We start from the raw sequence: 14997 nt of genomic DNA, 5'->3' as shown, positions 1-14997 counted from the left end.
AACTAGCTAACCAATTAACCTAATTAGCCAGCCGTATTTTCTTATAAGGCTGGTTTCACTTTTACCTGATTGAACGGCAACGCCAGCTATAAATGCGCTGCTTAAGCCTACTTTACTGGCTGCAAAACGCTTTAATCGATATACAAACGCGGCTTGGTGTTGTCGCTTAAGCTCGCTTTGTAAATCCATTTGTTTAGTCAGTGCTTTTACGTTTGCATCAGGGTTTTTAATCAATATATCAACTAACATATTAATGTCCTTGTAAGTTTAATAATTGCTTTATGCTTTTAAGGGTTTTGCTAAAACCTATTTTGTTGCTTAAGTACGCAACGCTTTTCCATAGCCAAAACAAACATGCGACCTGTAATAGTGTAACGGTTGCAATACTTACCCACACAGAACCAAATAGGTCGTATATCGCATAACCTGCCGCACCTAATACGCCCGCCCACAACAAAACCAAACCACTGGCAAAACAGCCTAAAAATATAGAGATCAATGCAAGCGATCTTAACGATAAGCGCCATTCAGCCTTTGCAAGCTGGTGGGTGATCTTTCCTTGAGTATGATAATCATCCTTGAGCTGTTTTGAATACGTTAAGAGTTTTGCAATATGATCTTGCCAATCGTCCTTTTGATACTGTTGATCAGTCGTTTGGTTTTGCGCTTTACCATCCTTGGTTGTGCTCGAGTGGAAATTTTCCATCAGGTTTTACTTACGACGGAATAATGAAGTAATTAACATACCCGCTGCAAATGCAATCCCTGCTGTAGCTAGAGGGTTTTCAGATGCGAAGGCACGTGTTTTAGCTGTGCACTCGCCTAGCTTTTCGCGAGCAATCAATTGCTTTTCGCTAAGTGCCTCAGCAGAACTAGATGCACCTTTTCTCACACTACTTTCAGCTGTTGCTGCTTTTGTAGACAGTGCATCAACCGCATCATGAGCAGCTGATGTTGCTTTTTCTGTCAGTGGGGCATCAGTCGTTTGTGCTTTAGTGTCAGACTTAATATCTGTAGTCGTATTTTGTTTAGTCGTCGTAGCAGTAGCCATGATCAATCCTTAATGAGTAAAATTATTTAAGTAGTGCATTAACTGAAGCAACAATTAAACCAGACTGTGGTTTTTATATAAGGTATTGATTTTGTTTGTTATTTTATTTTATTAGTGAAGCATTTTGAATATATAATAAAAACGAAGTAGTAACTCTTACTGCCGATCTAAGTAAATATTACAAAGTGAGTAAAACCCGCTAAAAAATTGTAATTATTCACTGTTTATTCAGTAATCAAACCATGTAAACAAAAAGTTATTAAAATGGATAAAAATATTTTTTTGTTTGTATCTCCACTTTTTCCCACTTAATTCAACCGCTTCGCCTGAACCCTTATTTTTTCTAGCTTAGAGACTCGTTAAAGGAGGTCAGCTTACTTGACAAAAAGGCTTGTCAAGCCCTAAACTGGAGCACTGTGGTAAAAAGTGGTTTTTAGTGGATCAAACTGGATCAGCATAGATTAATAGCTGATTAAAATAATTTAAAGCAGGCTAATTATGTTCCGTGGCGCGAGTTCACTGAGTTTGGATGATAAAGGACGTTTTGCGGTGCCGACCAAGTACCGAGAATCGCTGCTATCTGAAGATCAGGGAACAGTGATTTGTACCGTCGCGTTAAATGAGCCCTGCTTGTGGTTGTATCCATTGGCTGAATGGCAAGAAATAGAAAGTCGTTTAGCTAAGATTTCCAATATGAATCCACGCGCCCGTCGAATGCAACGCATGTTGTTAGGCAATGCGACAGAGTATCAACTTGATAAAAATGGTCGGATTTTGTTAGCGCCGTCGTTACGTGCGCATGCAGACCTTGGTAAAAAAATAATGCTAGTTGGGTTAATGAATAAATTTGAAATCTGGGATGAAGCGCGTTGGAACGAGCAAATGCGCCAAGACACTGAGCTTGAGAGGTTAGGTGATTTTGAGCCTAATTCAGATTTAGATAACTTTACACTTTAACGGCACAAAAAAAGGCAAACAATAGCTAATGACAGCGCAATTTGAACACGTATCTGTTTTGATGGACGAAACCATTGATGCCCTAGCAATTAAGCCAGACGGCATATATATGGATGGCACATTTGGACGAGGCGGTCATTCAGGTCAAATACTTGCTCGTTTAGGCGACGCAGGACGCTTACAGGCAATAGACCAAGATCCACAGGCTATAAAGTCGGCTGAAAAATTTGCCGATGACTCCCGATTTGCTATAGCACACACTCGATTTTCAAAACTATACGATGTAGCTGAGCAAAACGATCTCATTGGTAAAGTGGATGGCATTTTATTAGATATTGGTGTGTCATCTCCACAACTAGATGATGCTGAGCGCGGTTTTAGTTTTATGAAAGATGGCCCGCTTGATATGCGCATGGATCCAACAAGCGGCCGAAGTGCTGCTCAGTGGTTGGCAGAAGCTGAGTTAGATGATATCACCCACGTCATTAAAAAGTTGGGTGAAGAAAAGTTCGGTAAGCGTATTGCACATAAAATTTTAGAAACTCGAGAGCACACACCCATTACAACAACTAAGCAGCTTGCTGATTTAGTTGATGAAGCCGTACCAGTGAAAGATAAGTTTAAACACCCCGCAACGCGCACTTTTCAGGCTATTCGTATTTATATAAACAGCGAACTTGAAGAAATACAAACGGCGCTGCAATCGGCCGTAAAAGTATTAAAGCCGGGCGGTCGCTTAGTGGTCATTTCGTTTCATTCACTTGAAGATCGCATAGTAAAACAATTTATTAGAAAACAGAGTAAGGGAGAAGCATTACCCAGAGGTCTGCCTTTAACCGATGCACAAATAAATCAAAATCTGACGTTAAAAGCAGTGGGTAAAGCTATTAAACCAAGCACTGAAGAAGTAGCGCGCAATCCGCGTTCACGAAGCTCTGTACTTAGGATTGCTCAGAGGTTGGGATGAATACAAAAGCAAATCATCGTCAACCTCCCAATTTATTTTTCGAAATAATTAAAGGCCTTGGTGCTAATAAGCTCACCTTGGCCTTATTGGTTACGATATTTGTTTCTGGCTTTAGCGTAGTGCAAGTTACGCATTTAGCGCGCGGGCAATTAATTGAACAAGATAAATTACTGCAAGAACGAGATGAGCTTGATTTAGAGTGGCGATACTTACTAGTTGAGGAGGAGTTTTACTCTCAGCATGCGCGTATTGAAGAAGTGGCAACCTCGCAATTAAAAATGAAAAGACCGACGAGTCAGGATGAACAGGTAATTATAGTAAAATGAGAAATCGAGGCAAAAAACCAGTTAACAACTTAATCACATGGCGCTTTATGCTGGTGTGTTCGGTTGTGTTTTTGGTGTTTGTGACGCTAGTGTCTCGTGCCGCCTATTTACAAGTAATTGAACCTGATAAAGCACGTTCGGAAAGTGACAAACGTACAGTACGCGTCGAAAAACTTCATGTGCAACGCGGAATGATCTTTGACCGCAATGGCAAAGAGCTCGCGGTCAGCGTACCCGTTGTGAGTGTGTATGCTGACCCTAAGGCTTTACATAAGTCGCTGGTATCTAAAGTTGTTAGGCAAGCGCGAAAAAATGGTGAAGACAAACAAGCGCTGTTAGATAATGCAGTAGAGCTAAACAAACGCACCGCACAGTATTACAAAAACGATTTACGTTGGCGCGAATTAGCTGATGTATTACGTATTGATCAGGCAAAAATTAACTCCCGACTTTTAAATGATCCGAGTCGTCGTTTTGTTTATTTAAAACGCCAAGTAACCCCTGCAGTCGCTGATTATATTGGTGGCTTGCGTCTTCCTGGTATTCATTTATTGGATGAGTCTAAGCGTTACTATCCGGCTGGCGAAGTGACCGCGCATATTATTGGTTTTACCAACATCGATGGTAAAGGCATTGAAGGTATTGAAAAGCTCTATGAAAACGCTTTAACCGGTGAAGAAGGTCGTCGAACTATCAGAAAAGACGCCCAAGGCCGTGAAGTGCAAGTGCTAGATGAGCGAGAACGTGTAGAGCCCGAAAGTATTCAACTAAGTATTGATCAACGTATTCAGGCTATTGCTTATAAAGCTGTAAAGTCAGCGGTTTTATCTTATAAGGCTACATCGGGTTCAGCCATGGTGGTTGATGTTAAAACCGGTGAAGTATTAGCAATGGTTAATAGCCCGTCTTTCAATCCAAATAATCTAACCGATGCGGCTCCTCATAAACGCAGAAATCGCGCTATTACTGATTTGTTCGAACCGGGTTCAACCGTTAAGCCACTGGCCATTTTAGCTGGGCTAGACTTCGGCGCTATTCAAGCCGATGAACAAATTGACACCTACCCAGGTTGGATGCGTTTAGGGGGAAGTTTAGTCCAAGATACGCGTAACCATGGTGAAATGTCACTACGAGAAATACTAAAATATTCGTCAAATATGGGGGTGACTAAGGTTACTCAGTTGGTTCCAAAAGACTACCTAGTGGGGTTATTCCAAAAGGTCGGATTCGGATCTGACTCAGGCACGGGTATGGTAGGTGAAAGCAGTGGTTTATTTTACCCTAATCGTCGTTGGTCTGATCACGAAATTGCTGCATTGTCATTTGGTTACAATATTGCTGTTAGTACTGCGCAAATGGCTCGCTTCTATGCCATGTTAGGCGCGGGAGGTGTTAACAGACCGCTCACTGTACTAAAGCAAGATTCTACCCCTGAAGGGGATCGTGTTTTTCAACAGCAAGATGTTGAAGCGGTAGTAAACATGATGGAAAGCGTATTTGAAAGTGGTGGCACTGCACATAACGTTAAAGTTGATGGTTACCGTGCAGCGGGTAAAACGGGTACTTCTAAAAAAGCCGCAGTAGGTGGTTACGGTGATGAATATGTTGGTTATTTTGCAGGTGTTGCACCAGCAAGTAATCCACGTTTAGCTGTGGTAGTAATGATCAATGAACCTGGCGGTGATGTGTACTATGGAGGTGCCACTGCAGGCCCTGCATTTGCAGAAATCGTTTCTAACGCATTAAGAATATTAAACGTCGCACCCGACAAGGAAGAAGTTGCGTACGTAAAAGGTAAAAAGAACGATGCGTGATTTAAAAAGCATTTTAAAATACATAGAAATAGATGCACCATCGCAGCTTGTAAGTCATTTGCGATTAGATAGCCGAGACGTCAACCCAGGCGATGTATTTGTAGCAATAAAAGGCCATGAGCTAGATGGCGGGCAGTTTATAGCTAAAGCAATTGAAAAGGGTGCTGTCGCAGTTATTGCCGACAGACTGTGCGAGTTTGATGTTGCTTTTGAGCCACTTTATTTAGTGTCTGAGCTTGATAAAAAGTTGGCTGAACTTGCTAGTCGTTTTTACGATAAACCGAGCCATAACCTTGATTTAATTGGTGTAACCGGTACAAACGGTAAATCGACTACCACGGCTATGATTGCTCATTTAGCGCAGTATTGTAATACGCAGTCAGCAATTATTGGTACGCTTGGTTTTGGCCATCCAGATAATTTAACGCCGCTCATAAACACCACGCCTTCAGCAGTCGATTTACAACATATATTGAGCGACTTACATCAAGCAGATAAAAAGCTGGTGGCAATGGAAGTGTCGTCGCACGGACTTGTGCAGCACCGTGTTGCACAGTGCCAGTTTAAAGCTGCTGTATTTACTAACCTTTCTCGCGATCACTTAGATTACCATGGTGATATGGCGAGTTATGGTGATGCAAAACTCATGCTATTTCGTGATTTTGACCCACAGCTTGTTGTACTAAACCAAGATGACAACCAAGCAGGGCAGTGGCTCGAAAAATACGATTTTAATAATTTAATTTGCTACGGACGAAAAAATTTAGCGCCTAAAAATGCACAGTATGTGTACTTTTCAGATGTTGATTATTCGGATGAAGGTATTTCGGCGCAATTATCTACAAGCTGGGGTGATATTAAGGTAAAATCGCCGCTGTTTGGTGAATTTAATCTTTATAACTTAACAGCTGCTTTAGCCACGTTATTGGGTTTAGGTTATCCCCTTGAGCAACTTATTACAGGTTGCCAACAACTTCAGCCAGTAGCAGGACGAATGCAAGCATTTAGTGTTGCGGGTAAACCAACTTGCGTAGTTGATTATGCGCATACGCCAGAAGCATTAGCTTTAGCACTACAAGCATTGCAAAAACATGTGCCAGGTGGCGTGAGCTGTGTATTTGGCTGTGGTGGTGACAGGGACAAGGGGAAGCGCGTATTAATGGCCCAAGCTGCTGAAAAAAATGCTAACAAAGTGATTATTACCAGCGATAACCCACGCTCAGAAGATCCAAATGTGATTATTGCAGAGGTAGCTTCAGGTTTAGCTGCACCTCAAAGCGCCCATTTAGAAGCTGATAGAGCGTCAGCAATTAGTTATGCAATTAATAATGCAGCCTCTAATGAAGTGGTGTTAATTGCGGGAAAAGGCCACGAAGATTATCAAATTATAGGCGATGAACGTATCGACTTTTGCGATCGCCAGTTTGTACAAGAACAATTAATAAAAACAGATAGAGGGACTCAAGCATGATCCCGATGGATTTTGATTGGTTAGCCAATGTGTTAACAACCGATTATCAGGGTGATAATCAGCAAGTGCTCAACATAAATACAGATACTCGCACAGTATGCGAAGGTGAAGTATTTTTAGCACTTAAAGGGCCAAATTTTGATGGTCATAAATTTATAGCTGAGGCAAAACAAAAAGGCGCGATAGGCGTTATTGTCGATCATAAAGTCGATGTTGATATTGCCCAGTTTATAGTAAATGACACGCGTATAGCATTAGGCGCAATTGGTACAGCTGTTATGGCGCAAGTGGCACCTAAAACAATCGCTATTACGGGCAGTGTGGGTAAAACCACCGTAAAAGAAATGTGCGCGGCTATTTTATCTGTGCATGGCGATGTGCTGGCAACCAAAGGTAATTTTAATAACGATATTGGCGTACCGCTAACGTTGTTGCGTTTAGAGCCACAACACCGTTTTGCAGTAATAGAGCTGGGTGCAAATCATTTAGGTGAAATTGCATACACAACGGCAATGGCTAAACCTGATGTAGCGGTAGTGTGTAATGTAGCACCAGCCCACTTAGAAGGTTTTGGTAGCTTGATGGGCGTGGCCAAAGCAAAAGGCGAAATTTTTGATGGCCTTAAAGAAAATGGCGTAGCCATAATTAATTGCGACAGTGAGTTTAGTCAATATTGGCTAGATAAACTTGAAGGGCGCAACATAAAGCGCTTTTCAACCTCTGAAAAACTCGATATTTGGGCTGAAGATATAAGCTTAGATGCTAATGCACGTGCAAGCTTTACGTTATGTACAAAACAAAAAAAAGTACCTGTTACTCTCGCATTACCGGGCAAACATAATATTAGCAATGCACTTATTGCAGCTGCACTAACAAGCGAGCTTGATGTCACTTTAGATGATATTGCTCATGCATTAGCGACGATGGGCGATGTAAAAGGGCGCGTAAACTTAATAGAAGTGTCTGACATGCTCACCGTGGTTGATGATACCTACAATGCCAATGTTAAATCGGTAAAGGCTGCGATTGACTTACTGAGTGATATGCAAGGGCATCGTATTTTAGCGCTGGGTGATATGGGGGAGCTTGGTGAAGACGCACGTAAATACCATCAAGAAGTTGGCGAATATGCGCTTGAAAAAGGCATTGATGAGTTATTTACGCTAGGTGTGTTGAGTAAGTGTGCAAGCGATGTATTTGCGCTTGCGAATCGTCACTTCTCAAACCGCGATCAGATGCAGCAACAAATTCAAGCCACAATTGATCAAGTAAATAAAAAAACGACCATCGTCGTGAAAGGATCACGCAGTTCTCGCATGGAATTATTAGTAACCGATTTAGTTAATGGCCAGCAACAAGCCATCAATGGAGTATCATAATGTTAGTTTGGCTGGCTGAGTATTTAACACAGTATTTTAGTGGTTTTAATGTTTTTTCGTATTTAACACTGCGCGCTATTTTGGGGATTTTAACTGCGCTCATTATGTCTCTGTATTTAGGGCCAAAGCTAATTCGTGGTTTGCAAAAAATGCAAATTGGGCAAACAGTACGCGATGATGGTCCACAATCACACTTATCAAAATCGGGTACGCCAACTATGGGTGGCCTGCTTATTTTAGCGGCAATTTTTACAAGTACTTTATTGTGGGCCGATCTCTCTAATAAGTATGTGTGGGCAACGTTATTTGTAATTGGCTCACTGGGAATTGTCGGCTTTATCGATGATTACCGAAAAGTTATCCGTAAAGATCCAAAAGGGCTTATAGCGAAATGGAAGTACTTTTGGCAGTCAGTAATTGCACTTGTGGTTGCAACTGCATTGTACTTTACAAGTACGCAAGCTGCAGAAACGTCTTTAGTTGTGCCGTTTTTTAAAGATGTTTTACCGCAGTTAGGCTTGTTTTACATTGTTATTACCTATTTTGCATTGGTTGGAACATCAAATGCTGTAAACCTGACTGATGGTCTAGATGGTCTCGCTATTGTACCGACTATTTTAGTTGCGGCGGCACTTGCCATAATTGCTTACTTAACCGGTAATATTAATTTTTCTGCTTATTTACATATTCCTCATTTGCCATTAGCCAGTGAGCTTGTGGTTGTATGTACTGCCATTGTTGGTGCAGGGCTTGGGTTTTTATGGTTTAACACCTACCCGGCGCAAGTATTCATGGGTGATGTAGGCTCATTAGCATTAGGTGGAGCGCTGGGGATTATTGCAGTGCTGGTTCGTCAAGAACTTCTACTTATTATCATGGGCGGTGTCTTTGTGATGGAGGCGTTGTCGGTGATTTTACAAGTGGGCTCGTATAAGTTACGAGGGCAACGAATTTTTAGAATGGCGCCTATTCACCATCATTACGAATTAAAAGGTTGGCCAGAGCCGCGCGTTATTGTGCGTTTTTGGATTATATCTATTGTGTTGGTTCTCGCAGGTCTTGCGACATTAAAGATAAGATAAATGCAATATTTAAACGAGATAAAGAATAAACAAATAACAGTGCTCGGACTCGGTGTAACCGGTCTGGGCATTGTGCGTTTTTTACTATCTCACGGTTTAACGCCAAAGGTTGTCGACAGCCGAGCAAATCCCCCAGGGATTGAATGGCTGAGCAGTCATGCGCCTAGTTTAAATACACACTTTGGCAGCTTAGATGCTGCTGGGCTTAATAGCAGTGATATGATTATTGTAAGCCCTGGGTTAAGCCTTAAAACGCCTGCCATTGCGAGTGCTATTAATTCGGGTGTTGAAGTCATAGGTGATGTTGAGCTATTTGCGCGCATTAATACTAAACCTGTAGTGGCAGTGACTGGCTCGAATGGTAAATCAACCGTAGTGACTTTAGCCTATGACGTGTTAAAAGCGGCTGGCTTTAATGTGGCACTTGGCGGCAATATTGGTACCGCAGTACTTGATTTACTCAATGACGACTTTGATGTTTATGTGCTTGAGCTTTCGAGCTTTCAATTAGATACCACAACAAGCTTAAAATCTGTGAGTGCCACGGTGTTAAATGTATCTGAAGATCATTTAGATCGTTACGATAGCTACCAAGCATATATAGACTCAAAGCTATCTATTTACAACGGTACACAATGTATTGTTGTAAATGAAGATGACAAACAAACGCACCCGTCCAGTAGCAGTGCTACGGCTAAAATTGGTTTTGGTACTCAACAGGGTAAATATTGTTTAGGGCAGCATAACTGCAGTACGTATTTTTTCGCTAACAATGAAGCGTTTTTACCTGTTGATACACTTGCTGTTGTAGGTAAGCATAATTATTTAAATACGCTTGCGGTTATGGCGTTACTAAGCCCCTTTAATATTAGTAAAGAGGCTTATACAAAGGCACTAAATGAGTTTAGCGGATTGGCTCATCGCTGCCAATTTATTACTCAGCAACATGGCGTTAAATACTTTAACGATTCAAAGGCAACAAATGTAGGCGCTACCATAGCAGCCATAGACAGTTTGGCCACAGAAACTCAAAACTTAATTGTGATAGCGGGAGGCGATGCAAAAGGCGCTGATTTAAACCCGCTTAAACCTTACTTACAAAAGCATGTAAAAGCGCTGATCTGTTTTGGTAAAGACGCCAAAAAGCTAGTGGCTCTGAGCAGCAAAAGCCATTTAACAAATAACATGAGTGAGGCGGTTAATTTAGCTAAGCAGCTTAGTTCGCCGGGTAATGTAGTTTTATTAGCGCCAGCATGTGCAAGCATTGATATGTATAACAACTATATGCAACGTGGTGATGACTTTGTTAAGTGTGTTTTGGCGGATAACATATGATTGCGCTTGCACAAATAAAAGACACATTAACACCAAAACCTTCGCCGCAGCTTTATGATGTGCCTTTGCTTTATTCAATGCTAATGCTAATTGGTGTTGGCTTTATTATGGTGATGAGTGCGTCTATGCCCACGGCAGAGCGCCTTTTTGATAACTCACATCACATTGCTATTCGTCACGGGATGTTTTTGGCCGTTGCGTTTGTTCTTTTTTGGATCACGGTTTGTGTGCCAATGGATTGGTGGAAACGCTCAAATGCATATTTATTGATACTGGGCATGGTATTGCTCATTGCTGTATTAATTATTGGCCGCGAGGTTAATGGTGCCAAGCGTTGGATCCCAATTGGACCTATTGGTTTTCAGGTGGCTGAAGCCGCTAAATTGTACTTTTTTAGTTACATAGCGGGTTACTTGGTCCGAAAGCGTGAAGAGGTACAAGAGAACATTAAAGGTTTTGCAAAGCCTATTGCAGTGTTTGCTGTGTATGCATTGCTTATTTTGTTGCAGCCTGATTTAGGCACCGTAGTTGTTATGTTTGTAACAACAGTTGGCTTATTGTTTTTAGCGGGCGCAAAACTATGGCAGTTTTTTGTCCTTATTTTAACCGGGATTGGCTTGGTTGTTTTGTTGATTATTGTTGAGCCTTATCGTATGGCGCGTGTTGTTGGCTTTTTAGACCCTTGGGACGACCCATTCGGAAAAGGGTACCAGCTCGTTCAATCGTTAATGGCATACAGCCAAGGTGGATGGTTTGGCCAAGGGTTAGGTAATAGCGTGCAAAAGTTGCAATACCTTCCTGAAGCACACAATGATTTTATTTTTGCGGTTATTGGCGAAGAGCTTGGTTTAGTTGGCGTGGTAAGCATTTTAATGGTGCTCGCCACTTTAGTATTTAGAGCACTATTAATTGGCCAGCAAGCCTTAAAGTGCGGTAAAGAATACGAAGGCTACTTTGCCTTTGCAATAGGTATTTGGTTTGCGTTTCAAACCATGGTGAATGTAGGGGCAAGTGCGGGGATTTTACCAACTAAAGGTCTTACATTACCGTTTATTTCTTATGGTGGTTCTAGTTTGATGATTATGACCATAGCAACCGGAATATTATTACGCGTTGACTTTGAAACTAAAATGGCAACCAAGCAAGCGACCTCAGGCGGAGGTAAACGATGAGTAAAAAGTGTGTTGTAGTCGCTGGTGGAACTGGCGGGCATATATTTCCAGGTATTGCAGTTGCTGATTACTTAAAAGCGCAGGGGTGGCAAGTTACTTGGATTGGCACACCCGATAGAATGGAAGCAAGCGTTGTTCCTAAGCACAATATAGATATTGATTTTATTAATGTAAAAGGTGTTCGTGGCAACGGATTAAAACGCCTTGTTAAAGCGCCATTCATGGTTATTAATGCAATATTGCAAGCGCGTAAGGTATTGAAAAATCAACGTCCAGATGTTGTTCTTGCCATGGGAGGGTACGTAACTGGACCAACAGGTATTGCTGCAAAAAGTTTAGGTATTCCGTTAGTTATTCATGAACAGAATGCGGTTGCTGGCATGAGTAACCGATGGCTTTCACGATTTGCTAATCGGGTTTTAGCGGCTTTTCCAAGCGCTTTTGATGCAGGACAAGCCGAACTTGTCGGCAATCCAGTTCGTCAAAGTGTAATAGACATAGCAACGCGTGACGTTTCAACACCGGTTAATATGTTGGTTGTCGGAGGGTCGTTAGGGGCTCAGGTACTTAACCAAACACTTCCAGCTGCATTTAAAGCGCTTAACAAAACCAGTGCAATAAATGTATGGCACCAGACAGGTAAAGAACATTTAAACAGCGTTGAGCAAGCCTACAAAACGCACATGTTTGAAAGCGATAATGTAAAAGTTGCGGAATTTATTGATGACATGGATGCAGCGTATGCTTGGGCTGATATTGTTATCTGCCGAGCTGGTGCGCTAACGGTAAGTGAAATTGCAGCAGCGGGCAAAATGGCTGTATTTGTGCCATTTCCTCATGCAGTTGACGACCATCAAACGGCTAACGCCCAATATTTGGTTGAGGCAGATGGAGCGTTACTCATGCAGCAAAGTGTATTTAATGAGCAATCGATTGTTGCGCTATTAACCCCTTACTTAGTAAACCCTAGTTTAATTAATAAAATGGCTAATAACGCAAAAAAACAAGCCATTTTAGATGCCACAGCAAGCGTAGCCGCGCACTGTGAGCAAGTATCAAATAAGAGAGCGTAAGTGAAAGAAGCATCAGTACAAAACAAAAGTATACGACCTGCAATGCGTCGAATAGAAACCATCCACTTTATTGGTATTGGTGGAGCGGGTATGGGCGGTATTGCCGAAGTGCTCGCTTTTGAAGGTTACCGTATTACAGGGTCTGATATTGCGCATAGTGCGATGACAGAACGCTTGATTAAAGCGGGTGCAGAAGTATTCATTGGTCATCACGAAAACAACGTAAAAGATGCCAATGTGGTGGTAGTTTCAAGTGCTATTGACGAAACTAACCCTGAAATAATTGCCGCAAAAGCTGCAAGAATTCCTGTTGTACGTCGTGCTGAAATGCTAGCTGAATTAATGCGTTTTCGCCATGGCATTGCCATTGCTGGCACTCATGGCAAAACAACAACAACGAGTTTAATTGCCAGCATTTATGCACAAGCTGGGCTCGATCCAACCTTTATTATTGGTGGTTTATTAAATAGTGCAGGTAGTAATGCAAAGGTTGGTAAAAGCGATTTTTTAATTGCAGAAGCTGATGAGAGTGATGCGTCGTTTTTACATTTACAACCTATGGTATCGGTGATCACCAATATTGAAGAAGATCACATGGATACATACGGTGGCAGCCTTGAAAAAATGAAAGACACTTATGTCGATTTTATACATAACCTGCCGTTTTATGGTCTGGCTGTTGTGTGTATCGACTCTGAGGTAGCCGCCGAACTAATTCCTCGTTTTGGGCGTCCTATTATTACTTATGGCGAGTCGCCAACGGCTGATTATCGCATGAGTGATTTTAGCCAGTCAGCTAATACGTGTACGTTTACGGTAACCAATAAACAAGGTGAGTGTTTAACGGCAACGCTAAATATGCCAGGTAAACATAACGCATTAAATGCGACAGCAGCGATTGCAGTAGCAAAAGATCAAAATATTGCTAACCAAGCAATTTTAGAAGCATTACAAAAGTTTGAAGGTATTGGCCGTCGTTTTCAACACTACGGCGAATTTGAAAACGAACGCGGCAATATAATGTTAGTGGATGATTACGGTCATCACCCTTCAGAGGTTGCAGCAACTATTGCAGCAGTACGCGAGGGGTGGCCCGATAAACGCTTAGTAATGATTTATCAGCCGCATCGTTATAGTCGTACTCGTGATTTATATGAAGACTTTGTAAAAGTACTTGCCGATGTAGATCAGCTCTTATTATTAGATGTTTATGGCGCAGGCGAAGAGCCTATAGTGGGCGCTGATAGTAAAAGTTTATGCCGAAGCCTTCGTCAACGTGGCAAAGAGCCATTGCATGTAGCATCAAGTAAAGAGCTTGCGGGTGTATTAGCAGATAACTTGCAAAATAATGACTTAGTATTGACCCAAGGTGCGGGTAATATAGGTCAGTTAGTAAAAACGTTAGCAGCAACAGGCATGTCGATAGAAAAATTAAAACAAGGTGAAGTATGACCCAAGTAAATGCACAATTTGGTAAAGTAGCGGTAATGCTTGGTGGTAACTCAGCAGAGCGTGAAGTGTCATTAAAGTCGGGTCAGGCTGTTTTTAATGCATTACAAAATTGCGGTGTAGATGCGATTGCATTCGATCCTCAAAATCGGTCATTGTGGGAACTCAAAGAGTTAAATGTAGATCGTGTTTTTATTGCACTACATGGCCGAGGTGGTGAGGACGGAACTGTTCAAGGTGCATTAGAGTTTATGAACTTACCTTACACCGGCAGTAACGTACTGGGTTCAGCGCTGGCAATGGATAAAATTCGTTGTAAGCACTTGTTTAAATCAGCCGGTTTAAGCACCGCACCATATGCCGTTGTAGATGCTAAAAAAGGTTTTGATGCACACGCTATCATGGCTGAATTTAAAAAAGTGATGGTTAAGCCTTCTCATGAAGGGTCGAGCATTGGTATGGCACAAGCAACTACTGCGCAAGAACTTGAAGATGCATTAATCAATGCATTTAAGTTTGATAGCCAAGTGTTGGTTGAGCAGTGGATAACGGGTCGTGAATTTACAGTGACTGTTTTAGGTGATGAAGTACAGCCCGTAATTGAAATGACAACGCCAAATGGCTTTTATGATTATCAGGCAAAGTATCAATCAAATACTACGCAGTATCATTGCCCAGCCAATTTATCGGCGCACGATACGCAGCAATTACAGGCTATGTCGTTAGAAGCGTTTGACTTAGTTGGCGCAAGCGGTTGGGGCCGCGTAGATGCAATGCAAGATGAGCAAGGCAACTTTTATTTATTAGAGGTTAATACTGTACCCGGAATGACAGAAAAATCATTAGTGCCTATGGCAGCTAAAGCAAATGGGGCAAGTTTTGAGCAATTAGTTGTTCGCATTTTGGAGCAAACGCTTTAAT

15 protein-coding genes are annotated in these 14997 nt (G+C 41.8%); 12 read left to right on the top strand and 3 right to left on the bottom strand.

The window, feature by feature from the left end; all coding sequences use genetic code 11:
* Positions 1-6: 6 nt before the first annotated feature.
* From MTF67_RS02535 to MTF67_RS02525, 3 genes are read right to left on the bottom strand one after another with little or no spacing between them, the layout of a single operon-like run.
* Positions 7-249, bottom strand: a complete 243-nt coding sequence (locus MTF67_RS02535; protein ID WP_010555678.1) for a hypothetical protein — start codon at positions 247-249, stop codon at positions 7-9.
* A gap of 1 nt (position 250) precedes the next feature.
* Positions 251-706, bottom strand: a complete 456-nt coding sequence (locus tag MTF67_RS02530; protein ID WP_008126785.1) for a hypothetical protein — start codon at positions 704-706, stop codon at positions 251-253.
* A 6-nt stretch (positions 707-712) separates the two neighbouring features.
* The gene (locus MTF67_RS02525) at positions 713-1051 is read right to left on the bottom strand and encodes a hypothetical protein (protein WP_006792135.1); all 339 of its coding nucleotides are present in this window, start codon (positions 1049-1051) and stop codon (positions 713-715) included.
* Positions 1052-1549: 498 nt separating this feature from the next.
* On the opposite strand from MTF67_RS02525, the gene mraZ reads away from it, so the two are divergent.
* The 12 genes from mraZ to MTF67_RS02465 are packed head-to-tail and all read left to right on the top strand — an operon-like array spanning position 1550 to position 14996.
* Positions 1550-2008, top strand: coding sequence for a division/cell wall cluster transcriptional repressor MraZ (gene mraZ / locus MTF67_RS02520; RefSeq protein WP_006792136.1), 459 nt, complete (start codon positions 1550-1552; stop codon positions 2006-2008).
* 28 nt (positions 2009-2036) lie between these two features.
* Positions 2037-2975 (top strand): 16S rRNA (cytosine(1402)-N(4))-methyltransferase RsmH, encoded by a 939-nt coding sequence (rsmH, locus tag MTF67_RS02515; RefSeq protein ID WP_010555681.1) that lies wholly within the window; start codon positions 2037-2039, stop codon positions 2973-2975.
* A complete protein-coding gene (gene ftsL / locus MTF67_RS02510; protein WP_006792138.1) occupies positions 2972-3301 on the top strand; it encodes a cell division protein FtsL in 330 nt (109 codons plus the stop codon). The genes rsmH and ftsL overlap by 4 nt, the downstream gene beginning before the upstream one ends.
* Positions 3298-5115: a penicillin-binding transpeptidase domain-containing protein gene (locus MTF67_RS02505; protein ID WP_248518625.1), complete on the top strand. Its 1818-nt coding sequence runs from the start codon at positions 3298-3300 to the stop codon at positions 5113-5115. The genes ftsL and MTF67_RS02505 overlap by 4 nt, the downstream gene beginning before the upstream one ends.
* A complete protein-coding gene (murE, locus tag MTF67_RS02500) occupies positions 5108-6586 on the top strand; it encodes a UDP-N-acetylmuramoyl-L-alanyl-D-glutamate--2,6-diaminopimelate ligase (protein WP_248518624.1) in 1479 nt (492 codons plus the stop codon). Before MTF67_RS02505 ends, murE begins: the two co-directional genes overlap by 8 nt.
* Positions 6583-7965 carry a UDP-N-acetylmuramoyl-tripeptide--D-alanyl-D-alanine ligase gene (gene murF / locus MTF67_RS02495; protein ID WP_248518623.1) on the top strand — a complete coding sequence of 461 codons (1383 nt, stop codon included), beginning with the start codon at positions 6583-6585 and terminating at the stop codon, positions 7963-7965. The genes murE and murF overlap by 4 nt, the downstream gene beginning before the upstream one ends.
* Positions 7965-9047 carry a phospho-N-acetylmuramoyl-pentapeptide-transferase gene (gene mraY / locus MTF67_RS02490; RefSeq protein WP_006792142.1) on the top strand — a complete coding sequence of 361 codons (1083 nt, stop codon included), beginning with the start codon at positions 7965-7967 and terminating at the stop codon, positions 9045-9047. Before murF ends, mraY begins: the two co-directional genes overlap by 1 nt.
* Positions 9048-10382: a UDP-N-acetylmuramoyl-L-alanine--D-glutamate ligase gene (gene murD / locus MTF67_RS02485; protein ID WP_248518622.1), complete on the top strand. Its 1335-nt coding sequence runs from the start codon at positions 9048-9050 to the stop codon at positions 10380-10382.
* Positions 10379-11554, top strand: a complete 1176-nt coding sequence (ftsW, locus tag MTF67_RS02480; protein WP_006792144.1) for a cell division protein FtsW — start codon at positions 10379-10381, stop codon at positions 11552-11554. Before murD ends, ftsW begins: the two co-directional genes overlap by 4 nt.
* Complete coding sequence (gene murG, locus MTF67_RS02475) at positions 11551-12627, top strand: undecaprenyldiphospho-muramoylpentapeptide beta-N-acetylglucosaminyltransferase (RefSeq protein WP_248518621.1); 1077 nt, start codon at positions 11551-11553, stop codon at positions 12625-12627. Before ftsW ends, murG begins: the two co-directional genes overlap by 4 nt.
* Positions 12628-14079: a UDP-N-acetylmuramate--L-alanine ligase gene (gene murC / locus MTF67_RS02470; protein WP_248518620.1), complete on the top strand. Its 1452-nt coding sequence runs from the start codon at positions 12628-12630 to the stop codon at positions 14077-14079.
* On the top strand, positions 14076-14996 hold the full coding sequence (locus MTF67_RS02465) for a D-alanine--D-alanine ligase (protein WP_010555686.1): 921 nt from the start codon (positions 14076-14078) through the stop codon (positions 14994-14996). Before murC ends, MTF67_RS02465 begins: the two co-directional genes overlap by 4 nt.
* Position 14997 lies beyond the last annotated feature (1 nt).

Source organism: Pseudoalteromonas sp. 2CM32C, assembly GCF_023161925.1.
GTDB lineage: Bacteria > Pseudomonadota > Gammaproteobacteria > Enterobacterales > Alteromonadaceae > Pseudoalteromonas > Pseudoalteromonas marina.
Note: the sequence above shows the minus strand (reverse complement) of the source record. Positions and strands in the feature narration are given on the sequence as shown.